A 21,181-nucleotide genomic window follows, 5' to 3' on the forward strand; every position below is an offset into this window, starting at 1 on the left:
CATGTGCAATGAAAACGAACGCATGTGCGGAAGTGTGTTTTGTGCCCTAATATAGGCAAATATGTATACATACCGCTTCTTGAAAGGAGGAATTGCAATGAGTCATCCATTATTAATGGATATAGATAAATTCGTACTTGGTGCTGCACGTGGTCCATTAGCGAACATGCACCCGATGGATGTCATGTGGGTTTCCTTTTACTCGATAGCTGCAATGATTTTATCAATTCTTATGATAACAGCAGCTCGCAAATGGGTGAATAATGCTATATTATCCTTTTTCATTAGACTGATTGCATTTATTATTTTTATATTTGGCACATTATTAATGGTTTTAGTAATCTTTACGTGGCCATCATAAACAAAGGGGTGAAAATCATGAAACAGAAACGGAAATTCATTTTTTTCATACTATTACTCTCGACATCCCTTTTACTATCTGGATGTTTGTTTCCACAGGAAGAACGTGTTGAGAATCAAATACCTGATGAAGCTCAACTGATTGCTGTGCAAAATGCCATCGATCAATATCGAGCGGAAACAGGTGTGCTGCCGATAAAAAATAAAGATATGGATACAGATATATTTATTAAATATCCCATCGATTTCTCGAAATTGGTTCCAAAATATTTAGCGAATATCCCAGGGAATTCCTACGAAAAAGGTGGCATATTCCAATATATTATTTGGGACCCGGAAAACAATCCAACTGTAAAATTAGTAGACTTACGTTCAGCAGAAACGATTCGAGATTTAAATATTCGTCTTCTCTCAACAAAATACATGCCTTATAAAGACAGGATTGCGGATTATGTATATTCAATAGATTTTAAGAAATTAGGCTTTGCTAAAGAACTAACTGTGCCAAGTCCATATTCGAATAATCATTTACCATTAGTTGCTTCAACAGAAGGACAAGCCTATGTAGACTACTCCATCGATTTAGCTCAGTTTATAAGAGAAAATCATTTGAAACCTGAGCCAGGAGAAGATATTCGTATGTTGCTTGTGGAAGCTTATCCAGTAGTACCGGCCTATTCACTGCCATATACTGTGAACGAGAATAATGAACCGGTATTTATGTTTGATCCAATAAAAAAATAAAAGAATTTAAGCCTTGTACGACTTTTCGTGCAAGGTTTTTCATATTTTAAGTATATAATTCATAGATTGAAGTACGTAAAGGAGGAACTACAATAGGCGAACAAATCTTTCAACAAATAGCAGAAAGAACAAATGGTGATGTATATATTGGGGTTGTAGGGCCTGTGAGGGTTGGTAAGTCCACTTTTGTGAAAAAAATGATGGAGTCAATCGTCCTACCAAACATCGTGGATGAAGAAGAACGGAAAAGAGCACTGGACGAGCTACCACAAAGTTCACCTGGCCCAGTCATTATGACTGCAGAACCAAAATTTGTTCCTGCTCATGGTACAGAAATTTGTATTGGGGAAAGTGAAATACCTTTCCGGATTCGTTTTGCTGATTGTGTTGGTTATGTCATTGATGGGGTAAAAGGGTATGAAGATGAAAATGGACCAAAGTATGTGCACACACCATGGAACACTGAAGCTATTCCATTCCAAGAAGCAGCTCGAATCGGAACAGATAAGGTGATCCGCGACCATGCAAACATCGGTGTAGTTGTAACGACAGACGGCACTGTTAATGGGATTTCACGAGAAGCTGCACAAGTGGCGGAAGAACAAATTGTTGAACAATTGCAGGAAATCGGTAAGCCATTCGTCATCATTTTAAACAGCCAATATCCAAACAATCAAAATACGCAAAAGTTGCGTAATGAATTGCTCTCCCGTTATAACGTTCCTGTCATTGCAATAGCTATTGATCAAATGACGTTAAATGATATGGAGTTTATTTTAGAAGAAGCTCTGTATGAATTCCCTGTGGAAGATATTGAAGTGGAAAAACCTGATTGGCTTGATGTATTAGAACCGACTCACCACGTCAATGCAACGCTTTCAGAAGCAGTTGGAAATGTGCTGAATTCTGTAACGAAAATTCGCGATGTCCATAATGCAGTAGAAGATTTAAGAGAAATTGATTTTATTGAAAGCTGCGAGATTGAAAGAGTTGATGCAGGACTTGGTGTGGCAACGGTGCGTATCACATTAAAACCGGAAATTTATAAGGCGGTTTGCAATGAATTTTTAGATGCGCCGATAGACACGAAAAAAGATTGGCTGCTCTTCATTAAAGAGGCACAAGAAGCGAAAAAAGCACAAAAACGCTTCCGAGATGCGATTGAAGAAGCGACAATCAATGGCTATGGTGTAACGCTTCCGACGATGGAAGAGTTTGAGCCAAGTGAGCCAGAAATAATTAAACAAAATAATTTCTACGGTGTTCGCATGAAGGCGAAAGCTCCATCTTACCATATCATACGTGTCGATATGGAATCTGAGTTCTCGCCATTAATTGGGTCAGAGTTCCACAGCCAACAGTTATTGAAAGACTTGCAGTATGCATATAAACATGATCGAGAAGCGTTATGGCAAACACAATTGTTTGGAACGCCACTGCATGAAGTGTTGACGGAAGGAATTCGATTCAAAATGAATGCTGTGCCGCCAAGTGCAAAGAAAAGAATGCGTCAAACAATTGAAAGAATGGTGAATGAAGGAGAAAAAGGACTCATTACGTTTATTATTTAAAAAAAGTGAGATAATAAAAATAATGGAATTTTATTAGAAGGACTTTTTGTCATATAGACGAAAAGTCCTTTTCATTATCCAAAGTGCCAAAAACTCAATTTTTCTTGGACAAACATGAATAAATACAGTTGCACCGCTTATTTCTATATGTTACTCTTTTTACATGATTTAGCTTTTTTAACCCTTTGAGAGGAGGTGAACAGTGTGAACAAAACAGAATTAGTAAACTCTGTTGCTGAAGCTGCAGGTCTTTCTAAGAAAGATGCTTCTAAAGCAGTAGATGCAGTATTTGATACAATTCAAAACACTCTTGCAAAGGGTGACAAAGTGCAATTAATCGGTTTTGGAAACTTCGAAGTTCGTGAACGTGCTGCACGTAAAGGTCGTAACCCTCAAACTGGGGAAGAAATTGAAATTGCTGCAAGCAAAGTGCCAGCATTTAAACCAGGAAAAGCACTTAAAGAAGCTGTAAAATAATAGCTTCTTTAAAATTACATAGAGCAGTCGTCATGAATATGATGACTGCTCTTTTTACATATTATAATATTAATAAAAGATAAATCAATTCTACCATTGGAGCAAAAAAGCAACACATATAGAGTACAATTTGAGTGAAAGCCTTTTGCGATTCACGTCTGTATGTGCTACGATTCATTTTGACAGTGTTGTGCTTTGTCGATTTAGGAGGAACATATATGTCAAATGTTGATTTAAAAAAAATAGAAGAAGCTGTAAAAATGATTTTAGAGGCCGTAGGTGAAGACGTTAATCGTGAAGGACTCATCGATACACCAAAACGCGTTTCAAAAATGTATGAAGAAATGTTTAAAGGGCTTAATGAAGATCCGCGAAGTTATTTTGAAACGGTCTTCCATGAAAACCATGATGAGCTAGTTCTTGTGAAGGATATTCCTTTTTATTCGATGTGTGAACATCACTTAGTTCCTTTTTACGGAAAAGCTCATGTTGCATACATACCTCAAGATGGCCGAGTTGCTGGTTTAAGCAAAATCGGTCGATTAGTGGAATCCGTAAGTCACAGGCCTCAATTACAAGAACGAATTACAACAACCATTGCAGATATTTTAATGGAAAAATTAGAACCGCAAGGCGTTTTTGTATTGATTGAAGCTGAACATATGTGTATGACGATGAGAGGATTAAAAAAACCTGGGACAAAAACAGTGACTTCATGTGCAAGAGGAATTTATGAAGAAGATGACATAAAACGACAAGAAGTGATTTCATTTATTCAAATGTCTTAATTAACAAAATAGATTGTGATATGATAACAAAGAATATGTAAATGTGAGGGAGAAGTATGAACCAATCTGATTATGTCGTAATTGAAGCAGAAGAAGATGGCGTACATGTAATTGGGTTAACTCGTGGTGAAGATACGAAATTTCATCATTCAGAAAAATTAGATGCCGGAGAAGTGATGATAGCTCAATTTACTGAACATACGTCGGCCATGAAAATTCGTGGAAAAGCGAAAATCTATACATCGCATGGAATCATTGAAAGCCAATCAAAAAAATAAACCGCTCATTATGATGACGACTGTAATAAGTGCAGTAGATTGTGCTTACATTGGAATGGAGTAATACCTATGGATGCAACATATATAAAAAACCATATTGAACAATTAAAAAAGGATATTTATCGTTATGTGCAACATAAAACACTTCTGAAATATACTGGAAATCCATTGGTGGATGAAAATCAATTATTTTACATGCTGTTGCCATTTTTTAATGGAGACCATTGGGATGATGAAAAATATGAAGGAATCATTACTGTCGGAATTGTACAAGCATCTTTAGCGGAACATGGTCTCATCAACGAGTATGATGCAACATCGAAAGAGCAGCAGCTAACAGTTCTGTCCGGCGATTATTACAGTGGTCGTTATTATGAAATATTAGCAAATTCAGGTAATATTTCTTTGATACGTCAACTTTCTGAAAGTGTTGTATTAAGATCTGAACATGAAATTCGAGTATATGAACCGAGACAATACGCCATCGATGATTGGTTAGATAGTATAACGGTTATTGAAACAGAATGTATTAGCAGATTTTATCAACTTTACAATTACGATCAATATTTAAATATAATGCAAATCAATTTATTGATTCTACGATTACAAAATGAACTATTAAACTATAGAGAAGGTAATAGTTCGCTCCTTTTACAAAAAATGATAGAAAGCTTTGTACCCGTTGATCATTTGAATTTTGAACAATACCTTCTGAAAAAATTGGATGTTCTTATTCAACAATTGCAAGAATTGTTACGTATCTCTTCTATCAAAGCTGAACTTAAACAATATATTGCAGAACGGTTGATTAGATAGAGTGAAGAAAGGTTATGAAAAAGATGGAAAAATCCAAAGAAGAACGCGTCCATGAAGTGTTTGAGAAAATTTACGAAAACTACGACAAAATGAATTCGGTGATTAGTTTTAAGCTTCATGTCAAATGGCGTGAAGATATTATGAAACGCATGAATGTAAAACCGGGATCTACATGTTTAGATGTTTGTTGTGGCACAGCTGATTGGACAGTTGCATTAGCAAAGGCAACAGGTGAAAATGGAGTTGTTAAAGGGCTTGATTTTAGCAAAAATATGCTAAAAGTTGGAGCTGAGAAAGTAAAGCCGTATCCTCATGTGGAGTTAATACATGGGAATGCAATGGAACTACCTTTTGAAGATAACACTTTTGACTATGTCACAATCGGTTTTGGTTTACGAAATGTACCGGATTATATGCAAGTATTAAGGGAAATGCATCGTGTATTAAAACCTGGTGGGATGGCTGTTTGTTTAGATACATCTAAACCAGAAATGCCTGGATATAAACAATTGTTTCGTTTTTATTTCCGATATATTATGCCGCTTTTCGGGAAAATTTTTGCGAAAAGTTATGAAGAGTATTCATGGTTACAAGAATCCGCAAGCACTTTCCCAGGGATGAAAAAGCTTGCAAAAATGTTTGAAGAAGCTGGCTTTGTAAACGTCACATACAAAAGTTATAGTGGTGGTGCAGCAGCAATGCATATGGGATTTAAGAAAGAAGTTTAGGGAGAGGTTCGCGAGTGGAAAAGATGAAGTTAAAAATGATCTATTCCGATTTAAAACCGGATATAGAAATCATCGAAAATGAATTAGAAAAAGCACTTTATTCAACGTCGCATGTATTAAATGATGCCTCTCTCCACCTTTTACGTGCGGGCGGAAAAAGAATTCGCCCACTTTTTGTTTTAATGAGTGCAAAATTTGGTCATTATAATATCGACAGAATGAAATATGCTGCTGTACCTCTCGAATTAATTCATATGGGTTCCCTTGTCCACGATGATGTAATCGATCATTCCGATATGAGAAGAGGGCGTCCTACCGTTCGTTCTCAATGGAACAATCGAGTTGCAATGCATACTGGTAATTTTATTTTCGGTAGAGCAATTCAATATGTATCCCAAATTAAAGATCCGAAGGCGCATCAAATTTTAGCAAGAACGATGGTTGAAATTTGTAATGGTGAAGTCATTCAAATTGAAGATAAGTTTCGACTAAATCAAAACTTAAAAGATTATTTCCGTCGAATAAAAAGAAAAACGGCACTTCTTATTGAATCCAGTTGTGAAGTGGGAGCAGTAGTAGCAAATGTTGATCCTGCTGTTACAATGCGGTTAAAGAGATTCGGTTATTATGTGGGTATGAGTTATCAAATCGTGGATGACGTGTTGGATTTCGTATCAACGGATAAACAACTTGGAAAACCTGCAGGCAGTGATTTATTGCAGGGAAACATTACTTTGCCTATATTGCTCATGAAAGATCATCCAAAAATTATCCAATTTATTGAGCGGGCTTCAAAAGGAATTGTGACAGAAGAGGAACGGTTAGAAATGCTTCAAATTGTACGCAATTCTGATTCAATTCAAGAAGCCTTGAAAGTAAGCGATCAATATTTAGCGAAAGCAATGAAAGAAGTAGAGCAATTACCAGAACATCCAACAAAGAAAAAACTAAGAGATATTGCATTGTTTATCGGTAAACGTAAGTTTTAAAAAATATATCTGAGTTAATTTCATAATTCTCACCCCTTGATTTTCAAGGGATTCAAGACAATAAAAAATGGGTACCTCCCCAAATTTCGTTATAATGGTAGGTAACCAAACAAACCATACGAAAGAGGTGAGTACCCTATGACTATTGTAAAACAAATTTCTCTTTTTGACATCCATCAATTATTAGAAATGGAAAGTTCCCATCGTTATGAAGCCATTTTTAGTGCTATCGACATTCAGCCTATATTTCAATTGTTTTCTAAAAAGACATTGAAAGGTGCACCACGTGAATTGAATTATGGTGCAATGATTCAATCGCTGATTATTCGTATTGTCGAACGAATTCCAACAATGAAGGATTTAGTCAAACGTTTGGTCCATGATCCTTTATTTCGTTTCGACTGTGGATTCCTTGTGTCTGATGTCGTACCATCTGAAAGCTCTTATTCACGCATGATTCAAGTCATTAGTGAATCAGATGTGCTAGATAAAATGAACGATACACTCATCAAAACAGCGATGTTGGAAGGCTTTCTAAATGATGAACATGTCGCCATCGATGCGAGTCACTTTGAAGCTCGTGATGCTTTCACACCATCAGAAAAGAAAGCACCTAAAACTCCTAAAAAACGTGGTCGTAAAACTAAAGCTGAACGAGCTGTTTGGTTAGCCGAACAAGTAGAGAAAAAAGGAAATCAATCAACCTATGAAAAAGAACTGAAAGAACAGCTGGATATCCCATTAGAAACCCTTTGGAAGGATGTACCGATTGAGCCAAAATGGGGTGTGAAAAAGAATAGTAAAGGAAAAAATACATTCTGGTTTGGTTATAAAGCACATTTAGCTGTTTCGACGAAAAGTCAATATATCATCACTCGTTTGATGTCCTCAGGTAATTTAAGTGATTGTAAAGCTGCGATTCCATTATTGAAAAAACTTCATCACTTAGGAAACGGTCAATTTACAATAGCTATATTTGATGCTGGTTATGATGTTGAACCTATTTACCGTCAAGCCGTATCACAGTCCATGCGAGTCGTGATTCCTTACAACGTTCGCCGAGAAGGAGAATATATAGGATTCGATGAACATTTTCGTCCAACCTGTGTGCGTGAACATAGTTACCAATATGACAGCTTTGACGCTAAGTACAATACATTAAAATTCACACGTCCAAAGGAATGTGCAACTTGCCCATTACGAGAAGACACCCTTTGCCAAAAAGTTTTCAAAATCAAATGTGATATAGATATCCGTAAATTTACCTATCCAGCACGTGGGACAGAACGATGGAAACAGCTTTATCAAGAACGTACAGCAGTCGAACGCGTTAACGCTTATTTAAAGGAATACTTTCAATTAAACAATGTCCGTCATCGTACAGGAAAGAAAGCAAAAATGCATTTCAATCTGGTGACGTTAATTTATAATACCTGCAAACTAGCAGTTGATCGAATCAATGCTTTATTACAGCAACAAAACCAAGTTGCATAATTTTAAAAAAAAACAAAGTTTTTAGTATAGGGGTACTCTATTCTTCAGAAATACTATGATTTATGAAATTGATTCATCTATTTCTAATATTGATAGTTGAAGCTTGAGCTTGATTTTGGTAACATTTAGCGGTAGGTAATAAAGCTTAATTGAGATTTAAGGAGTTGTTTAACTTATGGCAATTGAAAGAACATTTCTTATGGTAAAACCTGATGGTGTAAAACGCCAAGTAGTAGGAGACATTATTGACCGTTTTGAGCGTCGTGGATTTGTAATGCGCGGAGCAAAGTTAATGAATGTTCCACGTGAATTAGCTGAAAAACACTATGAAGAGCATAAGGATAAACCATTCTTTGGTGAATTGGTAGATTTCATCACTTCTGGACCAGTATTTGCAATGGTTTGGGAAGGAGAAAATATTATTAAGTTAGCTCGTGTGATGATGGGCGCTACAAAACCTGAAGAAGCACAACCAGGTACAATTCGCGGCGATTATGCGGTAACAATTTCTGAAAACGTTATCCATGGTTCCGATTCACCAGCATCTGCTGAACGTGAAATCAATTTATGGTTCAACAATGAAATCGTTTAATACACTGTAAATTTGCTATCCCACAGCAATTGTGCTGTTGGGATAGTTTTGGCTCTATAATATTTGGTGTTGGTGAGTATAAACCAGCACCAATTTTTTTGAACAAAAAAAATGAGACAGTGACAAAACTCTGGTAAAATGTAATCGACCAAAACCACATTTACAAGGAGTGATGTCACATGTCTCATCATTATTCTATACGTAATTTATTAAATATTAAAGACAAAAATATCACATTTGATGAAAATTTTTGTGCAGAAGAACTCATTAAAGGGGTCCAATCAAAAGTCTTTTATGGCCAATTAACTTACCAACCAAAAGCGTGTTATGCTTGTGGACATGTCTTCGATGATCAAATCATTAAACACGGTTTTAAAACGTCTCTCATTAAAATGCCTAGCATTTCAGGTTTTCATACCTACTTAAAATTGCGTAAACAGCGTTATTTCTGTAAACATTGTCATTCCACGTTTACTTTAAAAACGAGCGTCGTGGCTAAAAACTGTTGTATTTCCAACAATACCAAAGTATCGATTGCTTTAAACGCCAAAGATAAAATATCCGAAAAAGATATTGCGATGAAACATCATGTTTCTCATGCCACTGTCAGTCGTGTCATTGACAGCTTTTATAGCTACTATCAACCAAATGTTCACTACCTTCCAAAGCATTTGTGTTTTGATGAGTTTAAATCAGTGAAATCCGCAGCTGGAGCGATGTCCTTTATTTTCTGCGACTCTGAAACGGGGGAGATTGTGGATATCGTGGAGGACCGGAGATTATCTGTCCTCAAAGAGTATTTCTTACGGTATTCCAAGAAGGCGAGAGATGCGGTAAAAACGATTGTCATCGATATGTATAGCCCTTATATTTCCTTAATCCAAGAAGTTTTCCCTAAAGCGGAAATCGTACTCGACAAATTCCATATCCTCCAACTATTTAGCAGAGCTTTAAACAAAACGCGCATCAACGTCATGAATCGGGATAAAAAGAATTACAATAAATTGAAAAAATACTGGAAGCTCCTTCTGAAAGATCAAACAAAACTTGATTATAAGAACTATACATATCATCGTTGCTTTAAAAAGCATATGTGTGAGGTGGAGATTCTCCACTATCTCATTGATTTAGATTCTGAATTAAAAGCGTCCTATGAGTTATACCAATACGTTCGACATTACATCAAAACCAAAGACTTTGAGCTCCTAAAGAAAACATTAGAGAATAAACAAAATATCGTTTCCAGCTATATGAAAACCGCCATCAAGACAATCAACAAATACATCAATTATGTCGAGAATACGCTAAAGTACGATTATAATAACGGCATTTTAGAGGGGATTCATAACAAAATCAAAGTGATTAAACGCATTTCTTTCGGTTATCGATCCTTCTATCACTTTAGAAACCGAATATTCATTACCCAAAACTTAGCGAAAATAAAAACAGCTTAGGGGAACCTCGAATTTCCCCTAAGCCATCCGATTACATATTACCAAATAATGTCACTAAAATTTATTCACCAACACCATTTGACAAAGAACCATAGTTTTTTATTAATATGATATTGCAAAAGGTTAGCCAATAGAAAATTTTTGCAGAAACCGTAAATTTTGATAATATGAATATAATAAGCATAAGACTGTGACTTCTTTTTTACACAAGCAAAGGGAATAACACGAGTATCGATACAATGCAAAGGCAAGGAATAACCTTTAAGGACGAACATGCGGAAAGCATTCGCCTGTAGTGAAATTCGAAAGTAGAAAAAATACTAACTACGAACAAATTTAATACTGCTTTAGAAATTTACTTTTTGAACTTTTACATATTTCAGAAAAGAAAAATTTTGTATATAATAAGTGTACGTCATTAGAGGGGATCGATAACTATGACAGACTACGAACTGTTTATTAATGGTATAAAAAAATTAACAGGTATTGATTTATCGCTATATAAAGAAGCACAAATGAAACGCCGTTTAACATCCCTTTATGAAAAAAAAGGCTTTAAAGATTTTGTTGATTTTTTGCACGGGGTTGAAAAAGATCGAGATTTATTGAATGAATTCCTAGATCGAATGACGATTAATGTTTCAGAATTTTATCGTAATGGGAAACGGTGGGAAGTACTTCAACATAAAATTTTTCCAAAACTGCTTGAAAAAAATAACCGTTTGAAAATTTGGAGTGCTGCCTGTTCAACAGGCGAGGAACCGTACACAATTTCCATGGTGCTCTCTAACCATGTACCATTATCTTACATAAAAGTATTAGCTACTGATATAGATGAAAACTGTCTTCAAAAAGCAAAGCTAGGCATTTATCCTGATCGTTCCTTAGCAGAAGTTCCTCCGGCTATAAAAGCAAAATATTTTATTGAAGAAGGGCAGTTTTATCGTGTAAAAGATGAAATTAAAAATACTGTAACATTTAAAAAGCACAATTTATTAAGTGACCCATATGAGAAAAACTTTGATTTAATCGTTTGTCGCAATGTTATGATTTATTTCACTGAAGAGGCAAAGGATCATATTTATAAAGAATTTAGCAATTCTTTACGACCAGGTGGCATTTTGTTTGTAGGATCTACTGAGCAAATATTCAATCCTGCTCGTTATGGTTTTGAAGTGGAAGATACGTTTTTTTACCGAAAAATATGAGATTGAAAAAAGGATTGGGCGCTTTTCGACTTGTGCGAAAAGCGTATTATATTTTCGTTAAATTCTATATTATATTAAAAATTAAAATTCATTAGCATTGCATAAATATAGTTAGAATTTTCTGTTAATTAATTTTTGTGAATTTGTGCCAAAAAGACAAAACCTAAAGAAAGGTGGCACTGCCCATTTGGTAAATATATACAGTTAAACCAGAGCGACAACGACAAAAGGGAGATTATGGACTGGCTCGCCCATCAAATTTTCGCAACCAAACATAAGCTGGTTTCCACAGAGCTCTCTTTAACCAACGAGTAATTCGAAGTAGAGATTTCTTACTTTTCATCTCCAATTGAATGAGAACATGTAAGCAATACGTGATAAGGGCTAAGAAAATTTGATTTTGAATAGCTGTTTCACTCATTCCATAAAAGTGCTTAATTTCTACGTGTTGCTTGAGCCATTTGAAAAAGAGTTCAATAGCCCAGCGAGATCGGTAAATATCACTTATCTCTTCTGGTTTTAAATCAAATCGGTTGGTGATGAAACGAAGTAAGTTCCCTTTTGTGTCCATAACTTCTAGTAGACGAAAGACATTTTCAGTACGATTTTGTGTGGTACCAATGTAGACCATTTTATCGGATAGAACGTGACAATCATCAGGAAGTGAAAATGTATAGACTTCACGAATGACTGCGTTTTTCTTCAGTCTTGAAACGAAGAAATAGCCATCATCTGTCATCCGATCAAAACGTTCATAGTCCACATAACCGCGGTCAAACACATACATGGCTTCTTTATCATCCACTAGGACTTCGAGTTGATTTCGGTCATGTTCTTTTGCTGTCGTAATCACTGCTTTTTCAGGATAGACGGTGTCTTTATCCATGAAAACGAGCCGTAAGTGTAGCTTTACACCAGCTTTTGTTTTACGGAATTTTGCCCATTTATAATTGGTCAAATTCAACGGGAGTGTACTTGAATCAATGATTTTCAGTGGCATATTCTTTCCGGTTTTATAATGGTACCGTTGAATTTTCCAAACAAGATCCAAGAACAAATTTGCAAGAATTAGTGGGTTGATCTGATTGTTTTTTCGGGATAGCTGAGAGGCACTTATCGATTCAAATCCGAGTGCTTTTTGAAGATCTTCGTCTACAAGTGCATCACTCATTTCCTCTAAGCTCTTAAATTCGAGCAGCTGGGCTACCAATAAAAGTTTAATATAGGCTTCTGTTGTCAGCTTTTTTGTGTAATAGTCCTGTTTCAATTCTTTGACTTGTTCGCTAAGTTTTTGAATATTTATGGGTGAAACCCATTTACCAAATGATGAAATTAGTGTATTCTTGTCCATAACGTTTATCCTTTACGATTGGATTTGGACAGGAACCACCTGTACTTCCATTGTAAAGGATTTTTTTGTTTCGAAATCAATAAAAAATTGAACATTCTTAGTATTTTGAATCATCAGATTTAATTAGTGCAATGCTAGTGATTAAAATTATTTATTCACAATGTTTTTTTACTAGCTTTATGTTATATTAAAAAATACATACTTTAACGAGTTGAAGGGAGAAAGTGTTTGATGAGATATTTAACTGCTGGGGAATCCCACGGTCCACAATTAACGACAATTATTGAAGGGTTGCCGTCCCTTTTACCGATAACTGCAGAACAAATTAATTACGATTTAAAACGACGACAAGGTGGTCACGGTCGCGGACGCCGTATGCAAATTGAAAAAGATACTGTTGAAATAGTTGGAGGAGTTCGTCACGGAAAAACATTAGGTTCACCTGTTGCATTAGTGGTAAAAAATGATGACTGGAAACATTGGACAAAAATTATGGGAATTGAACCTCTCCCAGAAGATGTAGATCCTTCAGAAATTAAGCGTCAAATTTCCCGACCTCGACCTGGACATGCTGATTTAGTCGGCGGAATTAAATATGGTCATCGTGACTTGCGAAATGTGTTAGAGCGTTCGAGCGCTAGAGAAACGACTGTGCGAGTGGCTGTTGGTTCCGTTGCAAAAGCTCTTTTAAAAGAATTAGGTATTTCCATCGTAGGACATGTTACTGAAATTTACGGCATTAAAGCAGATACATCAAAAGTTGCAGGCAAATCAGCAGATGAAATTCGCCAAATTGTTGAAAATGATCCTTGCTATTCAGTGGACCCAGAAGCTTCTGCGAAAATGGTAGAAGCAATTGATGAGGCGAAAAAAGCAGGAGATTCCATCGGTGGTGTTGTCGAAGTCATTGTGGAAGGTATGCCGCCGGGAGTAGGATCTTACGTTCATTATGACCGTAAATTAGATGGTAAATTGGCGCAAGCGATGTTATCCATCAATGCATTTAAAGGGGTTGAGTTTGGTATCGGCTTTGAAATGGCTCGTCGTAGAGGCTCTGAAGTTCATGATGAAATTGTTTGGGATGATAAACAAGGCTATCATCGTCGTACAAATCGTTTAGGTGGCCTTGAAGGTGGCATGTCTACAGGAATGCCAATCATTGTTCGCGGTGTAATGAAACCAATTCCTACACTTTACAAACCTCTTGAAAGTGTTGATATCGAAACGAAAGAACCATTTAAAGCAAGTGTGGAGCGTTCCGATGCTTGTGCAGTACCAGCTGCATCTGTTGTAGCTGAATGCGTCATCGCTTGGGAAATTGCCAAGGCGATTGTCGAACAGTTCCATAGCGATCAATTACCACAATTAAAAGCACAAATTGAAGAAGCACGTAAATTGGCGAAGGAGTTTTAATGATGCGAATCCCAGTAAATACCCAAAGCCATTCCTACGAAGTGTTCATCGGAAGCGGTATATTACGTACCGCTTGCGATTCATTAAAAGAGAAAATTGAAAAAGCAGATAAACTCGTCGTTTTTACCGATGAGAATGTTTGGCAAGCACAACAACAATATTTTAAAGAAAACTTCCCTTATCCTTTCGAAGTGTTTGTGATGCCAGGTGGGGAAGCTTGTAAAAGTTTTCAAAATTTCGAAGATGCCCACACTTTTTTAATTGAAAAACATTGCTCGCGCAAATCCTTTTTATTTGCCTTTGGTGGAGGAGCAGTTGGTGATTTGACTGGGTTTGTAGCAGCAACATTCATGCGTGGAATCCCATACATTCAAATTCCAACGACCATTTTAGCTCACGATTCAGCCGTTGGAGGAAAAACGGCAATTAACCACCCGCTAGGCAAAAACTTAGTTGGAGCATTTTATCAACCGGAAGCGGTCATTTATGATATCAACTTTTTAGATAGTTTACCAACAAAAGAGATTCGTTCAGGAATGGCTGAAGTAATTAAACACGCGCTGATTTCAGATGAAAAATGGTTAAAACAATTGATGCAAACTCCATCAATTACGAAAATTGACAAAACAGCTTTAGCAAACCACTTGAAATCAGGCATCGAAGTAAAGGCGAAAATCGTAGGGCAAGATGAAACTGAACAATCTGTCCGAAAATATTTAAATTTGGGGCATACATATGGTCATGCTATTGAAGCAGCAGCTGGTTATGGCGGCCTTGCCCATGGAGAAGCGGTCATGATTGGGATGGTGTATGCACTTCTCTTGAGCGAACGATACGGTCAAATTTCTAGAGAATTTACGATTGATTTTCTAAAGTTTGCATATCGAAACGACTATCCATTCGAAGAAGTAAAGAGATTCTCTTTTGTAGAATTATATGAATATTTAATGAAAGATAAAAAGATTGAATATGGCAAATTAAAATTTGTTTTATTACAGGAAATCGGCCAACCATTCGTAAGAGAAATTGGGGAATCGGAATGTAGAGAAGTAGATAGAGAGCTTCGCTATCTGCTAGAGGAGGTATGTAAATGATTCGCGGCATACGTGGAGCGATAACGATAGAATCGAATACGCCCGATGCGATTTATAGTGAGACGGAAAGATTAGTGTTAGAAATGGCGAGAGTTAACAATATCGTTCCAGAAGATATTGCTTCGGTGATTGTCACGACAACACCGGATATTAACGCCGCATTCCCAGCAAAGGCCGTGCGTTCAATTGATGGGTGGAAATATGTACCAACGATGTGTACCCACGAAATGGATGTTCCTGGATCTTTGCCTTTATGTATTCGAGTGTTAATGCATGTGAATACATCGGTACCTCAAAAAGAAATACGCCACGTTTATTTAAATGATGCGGTGAAACTAAGACCAGATTTAGTCAATGAAAATCGATAAAAAGGAGCGTCAATCATGAAATTTAAAAAACAAATTTACGGTATGAAAGCTTACCAACCAGGTAAACCCATTGAGGAAGTACAAAAAGAATTTGGTTTAAAGGAAGTTGTTAAGCTTGCTTCAAATGAAAATCCTTTTGGCTGCTCTCCTAAAGTGAAAGATTTTATTGTAAATAATGGAATGAATTTTGCCATTTATCCGGATGGTTATGCGCAAGAACTTCGTACAGCAGTGAGTCAACATCTTGGTGTAGATGAATCACAATTGCTATTTGGAAACGGTTCAGATGATATAATCGCAATCATTACGCGGGCACTTCTTTATCCCGGTGTTAATACAGTCATGGCAGATCCATCTTTCTCTCAATACAGTCATAATGCAGAAGTTGAAGGAGCAGAAGTTCGAAAAGTGCCATTGAAAGATGGTAAGCATGATTTAGAAAAAATGTTAGAAGCAATTGATGAAAACACGTCAATTGTATGGGTATGTAATCCAAATAACCCAACAGGAACTATTGTATCGGATGAGGAATTAAGCTCCTTTATAGAGAAAGTACCAAGTGATGTACTAATCGTATTAGATGAAGCTTATTTTGAATATATAACAGATCCTGCTTATAAAGATACGTTGCATTACGTAGAGGAATATCCGAATGTATTAATCATGCGTACATTCTCTAAGGCATACGGATTAGCTGCCTTCCGAATCGGATATGCAATCGGTCAATCGAAATTAATTGCCACATTAGACCCAGTGCGTGCACCTTTCAACAACACGGTATTAAGTCAAAAAGTAGCGATTGTTGCATTGGAAGATCAACCATTTATTCAAGAAACAGTGGAACAAACGGAAAAAGGTAAACAGCAATATGTTGAATTTTGTAACAAACATGGACTTAAATATTACCCATCACAAACAAACTTTATTTTATTTGAAGTAAAAGCAGACAGTGATGTGATCTTCCAAGAAATGATGAAACGCGGATTTATTATTCGAAGTGGGAATGCCTTAGGTACACCTGGATTCATTCGAGTTTCTATCGGTACAGAAGAACAAAACCGAAAGTTTTTATCACTTCTTGAAGAGGTATTAAAGGAGCAAGGAGTATTGGCATGACCCGTAATGTGTTAATCATAGGATTAGGCTTAATTGGGGGCTCTTTGGCATTAGCTCTACAAAAAGCTCCCAAAACAAAAGTAGTTGGCTATGATCTTTCTGGAAAAACGAGAAATCTTGCAGAAACTTTAAATATTGTACATGAAGTGGTGGAGGATGTAGAGGAAGCGGCTAAAATAGCGGACTTTATCATTTTTGGAACACCGGTAAACGCAACGCTACAATGGATGGATGAATTGAAGCACTGGTCGTTAAAGCAACATGTTATTATTACCGACACAGGAAGTACAAAAGGGTTAATTATGAAGAAAGCTGAAGAGCTAAGAGAAAAAGGAATTACATTTATTGGCGGACATCCAATGGCTGGTTCCCATAAAAGCGGCATCACGGCTGCAAAACCCTACCTTTTTGAAAATGCGTACTATATTTTAACTCCTTTTGACGATGAAGATGGAAATAATCTTATCGCTCTAGAACAGTTGTTAAAATATACGTTAGCAAAATTAGTGAAAATCAATGCGGAAGAACATGATCATATGACCGCGGTAGTCAGCCACTTTCCTCACATCGTAGCTGCTTCCCTTGTTCACCAGTTAAATGAGGAAAATAAAAGATTTCCAATGACAAGTATGCTTGCCGCAGGTGGTTTTCGCGATATTACTCGAATTGCATCATCGAACCCGATGATTTGGAGAGACATTACATTGCAAAATCGAGAAGAGCTCATCGGGCAAATGGATGCTTGGATTGATGAAATGCAACGAGTAAAGAAAATATTACTGGAAAATGATGATGAATCTGTTGAAGAGTATTTTAGAAAAGCGAAAGATGTTCGTGATGCATTGCCAATTTCAACAGGGGCATTCTATACTACATACGATTTATACGTAGATATTCCAGACTACCCTGGTGTAATTTCCGAAATTACTGGCTACCTAGCAGACGAAAATATCAGTATTACAAATATCCGAGTAGTCGAAACGAGAGAAGACATATTTGGTATTTTGGTGATTAGTTTCCAAAATGAAAAAGATCGAGAAAAAGCAATGAAATGCATTCGTTCACATACGAACTTTGAAATGCACGTTTCTTAACTCGTATGTGGAAAGGGGTAATAAAATTGACTTCAAGAGTATTAGTTTATAATAAACCACGGTTAGAAGGTATTATAACCGTACCGGGTGATAAATCAATTTCACATCGTGCGGTAATGTTTGGAGCTATTGCGGAAGGAAAAACAACTGTTACAGGTTTTCTTCCCGGTGAAGATTGTCTAAGCACGATTGATTGTTTCCGAAAACTCGGTGTTGATATTCAAGTGGATGGTACAAATGTTGAAATTAATAGTCCAGGAATGGACGGTTGGCAAGAACCGAAAGAAGTATTATATACAGGCAACTCAGGTACGACAACAAGATTAATGTTGGGCATCCTTGCAGGGACAAACTTTCATAGTGTGATGACTGGTGATGCCTCTATTGGAAAGCGTCCTATGGGTCGCGTCACGAATCCATTGAAACAAATGGGGGCAAAAATCAATGGACGTGAAAATGGACAATATACGCCAATTGCCATTCAAGGAACAGCATTAAAAGCTATTGATTATACGATGTCTGTTGCCAGCGCTCAAGTGAAGTCTGCGATATTGTTAGCTGGACTTAGAGCAGAAGGTACTACGATTGTAAGGGAAAAAGAGATTTCTCGGGATCATACAGAACGCATGCTACAACAATTTGGTGCAAAGATTGACGTAAAGGATGGCGTTATATCCTTAGAAGGCGGTCAACGACTTCATGGAACGCATGTAGATGTGCCGGGCGACATTTCATCTGCGGCCTTTTTCTTAGTAGCTGGTGCGATTGTTCCAAATAGTGAAATCGTTCTGAAAAATGTCGGCATTAATCCTACAAGGGCTGGCATTATTGAAGTCATGCAGCAAATGGGAGCAAATGTAACGGTTGATCAAGAGTTATCCGATGCAGCAGAACCAACAGCAACGATTACGATTAGGACGTCCAATTTAAAAAGGACAACGATAGAAGGGGATATTATTCCGCGTCTTATCGATGAAATTCCAATAATTGCGCTACTAGCTACTCAAGCGGAAGGAACGACAATTATTCGCGATGCAGAAGAATTAAAAGTGAAGGAAACAGATCGCATCACTGCAGTCGTAACAGAGTTGAAGAAACTTGGCGCAGATATTACAGCCACGGATGATGGCATGATTATCAATGGTCCAACAAGTTTAAAAGGAGCGAAATTAAGCACATACGGCGACCATCGAATCGGGATGATGGCAGCAATTGCCTCATTAATTACCGACTCGCCAATTGAAATTGATGATGCAGATTGTATTGCCGTTTCCTATCCAACATTTTTTGACCATCTTGATTTACTATTAAAATAATTGATAAAAAAGGTTCATCTATTAGTGATGAACCTTTTTTCTTGTCTATTGAAAATTAGTTTTGTAGCATATTAATAGATAAAGAAAGTAAAGGTGAGCAAATTGAATAACATCACAAAGGACTTAATCGAAGCAATTGAAGAAGGAGAAATAGAACGCATTGATGCCCTACTAGAGACATTTTTTCTTAACGAAACACCAGAAGTTCAATATGAAATTAGCGATTTGTTTTTGCAATATGGGTATATACAGCATGCAAAACGAGTGCTGGAACATTTACGTTTCATCTTTCCTGATGAAGCACAAATTGCAATCGACTACGCTTCCGTGTTAATTGAGCTTGGTGAGGAAGAAGAAGCGCTCAATATTTTAACTAGCATTGAAGAGAGCGCACCAGAGTATCCCCAATGCTTGCTAATTCTTGCTGATTACTATCAAATGCAAGGGTTGTATGAAGTGGCGGAACAACGGATCAACGAAGCGTTGGAAATACTTCCCGCTGAACCGCTAATTCATTTTGCAAAAGCGGAGTTATTATTTGAAATTGGACGTTTTACAGAAGCTGCACGAATTTACGAAGACTTGCATAAACAAGAAAAAACCATTGCGGGTGTATTACTGGCAGAAAGGCTTGCTGAAGTATACCGTGCAGGCGGGGGATATGAAACGGCCCTTGATTATTACATGGAAGCATTGGAAGAGAAAGTAACTGCTGATTTGTTATACGGCAGTGCTTATAGCGCTTTCCAATGCGAAAAATATGAAACGGCTATCAGGCAATTAGAAGATTTAAAAGAACTAGATCCAGATTACTTTAGCAGTTATCTATTACTTGCCCAAAGTTATGCCATGTTAGAGGATAATAAAAAAGCATATAGTATAATAAAAGAAGGAATTAAACGAGATGAATATGAAAAATCCTTCTATTTATTTGCAGGTAAAATTGCATTAAAAAATAACCTTCCCGAAGAATCCATTGAGCATTTGCAAAAAGCTATTGCTCTAGACCCTGAATATATGGAAGCAATCCTTGTACTAATGTCTATTTACCATCAAATGGAACGCTATGATGAAATCATTGAGCTGTATGAAAATTTACAAAAGGAACAGTTTGAGTGGATTTCGCTATATCCTTTCATTGCGGATGCTTATGCAAAAAATGAAGAGTACACACGAGCATACGAAATTTATAAAGCAGCATATAATGAATTAAAGGATGATACATTTTTTCTAGAAAACTATTGTTATTTCCTTATTGAAGATGGTAAACGAGATGAAGCGAAAGAAGTAGTACAACGATTAATTGAGTTACAACCTGCAGAAGTACAGTGGTTAGATTTGCTTGAGAGTCTAGAATAGGGGAGGGACACTCATGACTTCTTCCGTACCAATTGTAGACAAAAAGAATTTTGTGCGCTGGTTTTTAAAAAATTTCCAATTGAAGCGACGAGAATGTGTATGGATATTAAATTATTTGCTTAGTAATGATCAGTTGCTTGAAAATATTCATTTTGTAGAAGAAGCTCATTATTGTCCGAGAGCGATTGTAATGTCGAGTGTTGATTCAAATGGTGTGCCGTTCAGATTTTACAAAGGCAACATTATGACAAGTGATGCTGAAAAATCCTTTCATGATTTAAGACTTTATCCAAATGAAGATATGTACATTCAGCTAAACTTTCCGAATGTGCCACCTAACCAATTGTATTTGGCAGTATTGGAAGAAAATCCGTATATGCCAAAATACTTGCATATTAATGAAAAAGACCGGTTAATTGCAGAAGAAATACTGAATACGAGCATGCTAACGTTCCAAGAAGAGAAATTATTAAAAGAAATAGATGAAGCGCTTGACCAAGGAGATAAAGAAAAGTTTTTAGAACTTTCGAATCTATTACAAGCATTAAAAGAAACTTCGAAACATCACTAG

At 36.6% G+C, this 21,181-nt stretch carries 22 protein-coding genes; 21 read left to right on the forward strand and 1 reads right to left on the reverse strand.

What is annotated here, in order from left to right; all coding sequences use genetic code 11:
- Positions 1-97: 97 nt before the first annotated feature.
- From NST98_RS01735 to NST98_RS01795, 13 genes are all read left to right on the forward strand, one after another.
- Entirely contained in the window at positions 98-361 is a 264-nt protein-coding gene (locus NST98_RS01735; protein ID WP_016836949.1) for a DUF2768 domain-containing protein, read from the forward strand.
- Positions 362-378: 17 nt separating this feature from the next.
- Positions 379-1,104, forward strand: coding sequence for a hypothetical protein (locus NST98_RS01740; RefSeq protein ID WP_016836950.1), 726 nt, complete (start codon positions 379-381; stop codon positions 1,102-1,104).
- Between the two features lie 92 nt (positions 1,105-1,196).
- On the forward strand, positions 1,197-2,675 hold the full coding sequence (gene spoIVA / locus NST98_RS01745) for a stage IV sporulation protein A (protein ID WP_026018953.1): 1,479 nt from the start codon (positions 1,197-1,199) through the stop codon (positions 2,673-2,675).
- Positions 2,676-2,879: 204 nt separating this feature from the next.
- Positions 2,880-3,152: an HU family DNA-binding protein gene (locus NST98_RS01750; protein ID WP_016836952.1), complete on the forward strand. Its 273-nt coding sequence runs from the start codon at positions 2,880-2,882 to the stop codon at positions 3,150-3,152.
- A 218-nt stretch (positions 3,153-3,370) separates the two neighbouring features.
- Positions 3,371-3,940: a GTP cyclohydrolase I FolE gene (gene folE, locus NST98_RS01755; protein ID WP_016836953.1), complete on the forward strand. Its 570-nt coding sequence runs from the start codon at positions 3,371-3,373 to the stop codon at positions 3,938-3,940.
- A 56-nt stretch (positions 3,941-3,996) separates the two neighbouring features.
- Positions 3,997-4,218, forward strand: a complete 222-nt coding sequence (gene mtrB, locus NST98_RS01760) for a trp RNA-binding attenuation protein MtrB (RefSeq protein ID WP_016836954.1) — start codon at positions 3,997-3,999, stop codon at positions 4,216-4,218.
- A 69-nt stretch (positions 4,219-4,287) separates the two neighbouring features.
- Positions 4,288-5,034, forward strand: a complete 747-nt coding sequence (locus NST98_RS01765; protein ID WP_016836955.1) for a heptaprenyl diphosphate synthase component 1 — start codon at positions 4,288-4,290, stop codon at positions 5,032-5,034.
- Between the two features lie 23 nt (positions 5,035-5,057).
- Positions 5,058-5,762: a demethylmenaquinone methyltransferase gene (locus tag NST98_RS01770; protein WP_340715644.1), complete on the forward strand. Its 705-nt coding sequence runs from the start codon at positions 5,058-5,060 to the stop codon at positions 5,760-5,762.
- 14 nt (positions 5,763-5,776) lie between these two features.
- Positions 5,777-6,751, forward strand: coding sequence for a heptaprenyl diphosphate synthase component II (gene hepT, locus NST98_RS01775; RefSeq protein WP_016836957.1), 975 nt, complete (start codon positions 5,777-5,779; stop codon positions 6,749-6,751).
- 138 nt (positions 6,752-6,889) lie between these two features.
- Positions 6,890-8,245 carry a transposase gene (locus tag NST98_RS01780; RefSeq protein WP_340714247.1) on the forward strand — a complete coding sequence of 452 codons (1,356 nt, stop codon included), beginning with the start codon at positions 6,890-6,892 and terminating at the stop codon, positions 8,243-8,245.
- A 175-nt stretch (positions 8,246-8,420) separates the two neighbouring features.
- Positions 8,421-8,837 (forward strand): nucleoside-diphosphate kinase, encoded by a 417-nt coding sequence (ndk, locus tag NST98_RS01785; RefSeq protein ID WP_016836958.1) that lies wholly within the window; start codon positions 8,421-8,423, stop codon positions 8,835-8,837.
- Between the two features lie 179 nt (positions 8,838-9,016).
- Positions 9,017-10,291 (forward strand): ISL3 family transposase, encoded by a 1,275-nt coding sequence (locus tag NST98_RS01790; protein ID WP_340714248.1) that lies wholly within the window; start codon positions 9,017-9,019, stop codon positions 10,289-10,291.
- Positions 10,292-10,728: 437 nt separating this feature from the next.
- Positions 10,729-11,499 (forward strand): CheR family methyltransferase, encoded by a 771-nt coding sequence (locus NST98_RS01795; RefSeq protein WP_016836959.1) that lies wholly within the window; start codon positions 10,729-10,731, stop codon positions 11,497-11,499.
- Positions 11,500-11,734: 235 nt separating this feature from the next.
- Here NST98_RS01795 and NST98_RS01800 read toward each other — a convergent pair whose 3' ends face one another.
- Positions 11,735-12,850: an IS4 family transposase gene (locus tag NST98_RS01800; protein WP_096549683.1), complete on the reverse strand. Its 1,116-nt coding sequence runs from the start codon at positions 12,848-12,850 to the stop codon at positions 11,735-11,737.
- 231 nt (positions 12,851-13,081) lie between these two features.
- Between NST98_RS01800 and aroC the strand changes: the two genes are divergently transcribed.
- From aroC to NST98_RS01840, 8 genes are all read left to right on the forward strand, one after another.
- Positions 13,082-14,263, forward strand: a complete 1,182-nt coding sequence (aroC, locus tag NST98_RS01805; protein WP_016836960.1) for a chorismate synthase — start codon at positions 13,082-13,084, stop codon at positions 14,261-14,263.
- A gap of 2 nt (positions 14,264-14,265) precedes the next feature.
- Positions 14,266-15,357: a 3-dehydroquinate synthase gene (aroB, locus tag NST98_RS01810; protein ID WP_016836961.1), complete on the forward strand. Its 1,092-nt coding sequence runs from the start codon at positions 14,266-14,268 to the stop codon at positions 15,355-15,357.
- On the forward strand, positions 15,354-15,725 hold the full coding sequence (aroH, locus tag NST98_RS01815) for a chorismate mutase (RefSeq protein ID WP_016836963.1): 372 nt from the start codon (positions 15,354-15,356) through the stop codon (positions 15,723-15,725). The genes aroB and aroH overlap by 4 nt, the downstream gene beginning before the upstream one ends.
- Positions 15,726-15,740: 15 nt before the next feature.
- Entirely contained in the window at positions 15,741-16,841 is a 1,101-nt protein-coding gene (gene hisC / locus NST98_RS01820; RefSeq protein WP_168411768.1) for a histidinol-phosphate transaminase, read from the forward strand.
- Positions 16,838-17,935, forward strand: a complete 1,098-nt coding sequence (locus NST98_RS01825) for a prephenate dehydrogenase (protein WP_340714249.1) — start codon at positions 16,838-16,840, stop codon at positions 17,933-17,935. Before hisC ends, NST98_RS01825 begins: the two co-directional genes overlap by 4 nt.
- Before the next feature lie 5 nt (positions 17,936-17,940).
- Entirely contained in the window at positions 17,941-19,251 is a 1,311-nt protein-coding gene (gene aroA / locus NST98_RS01830) for a 3-phosphoshikimate 1-carboxyvinyltransferase (protein ID WP_445684018.1), read from the forward strand.
- Positions 19,252-19,353: 102 nt separating this feature from the next.
- Positions 19,354-20,610, forward strand: coding sequence for a tetratricopeptide repeat protein (locus NST98_RS01835; RefSeq protein ID WP_340714251.1), 1,257 nt, complete (start codon positions 19,354-19,356; stop codon positions 20,608-20,610).
- A 13-nt stretch (positions 20,611-20,623) separates the two neighbouring features.
- On the forward strand, positions 20,624-21,181 hold the full coding sequence (locus tag NST98_RS01840; protein WP_016836969.1) for a ReoY family proteolytic degradation factor: 558 nt from the start codon (positions 20,624-20,626) through the stop codon (positions 21,179-21,181).

Origin of the sequence: Ureibacillus sp. FSL W8-0352 (assembly GCF_038004345.1) — a bacterium.
GTDB lineage: Bacteria > Bacillota > Bacilli > Bacillales_A > Planococcaceae > Ureibacillus > Ureibacillus thermosphaericus.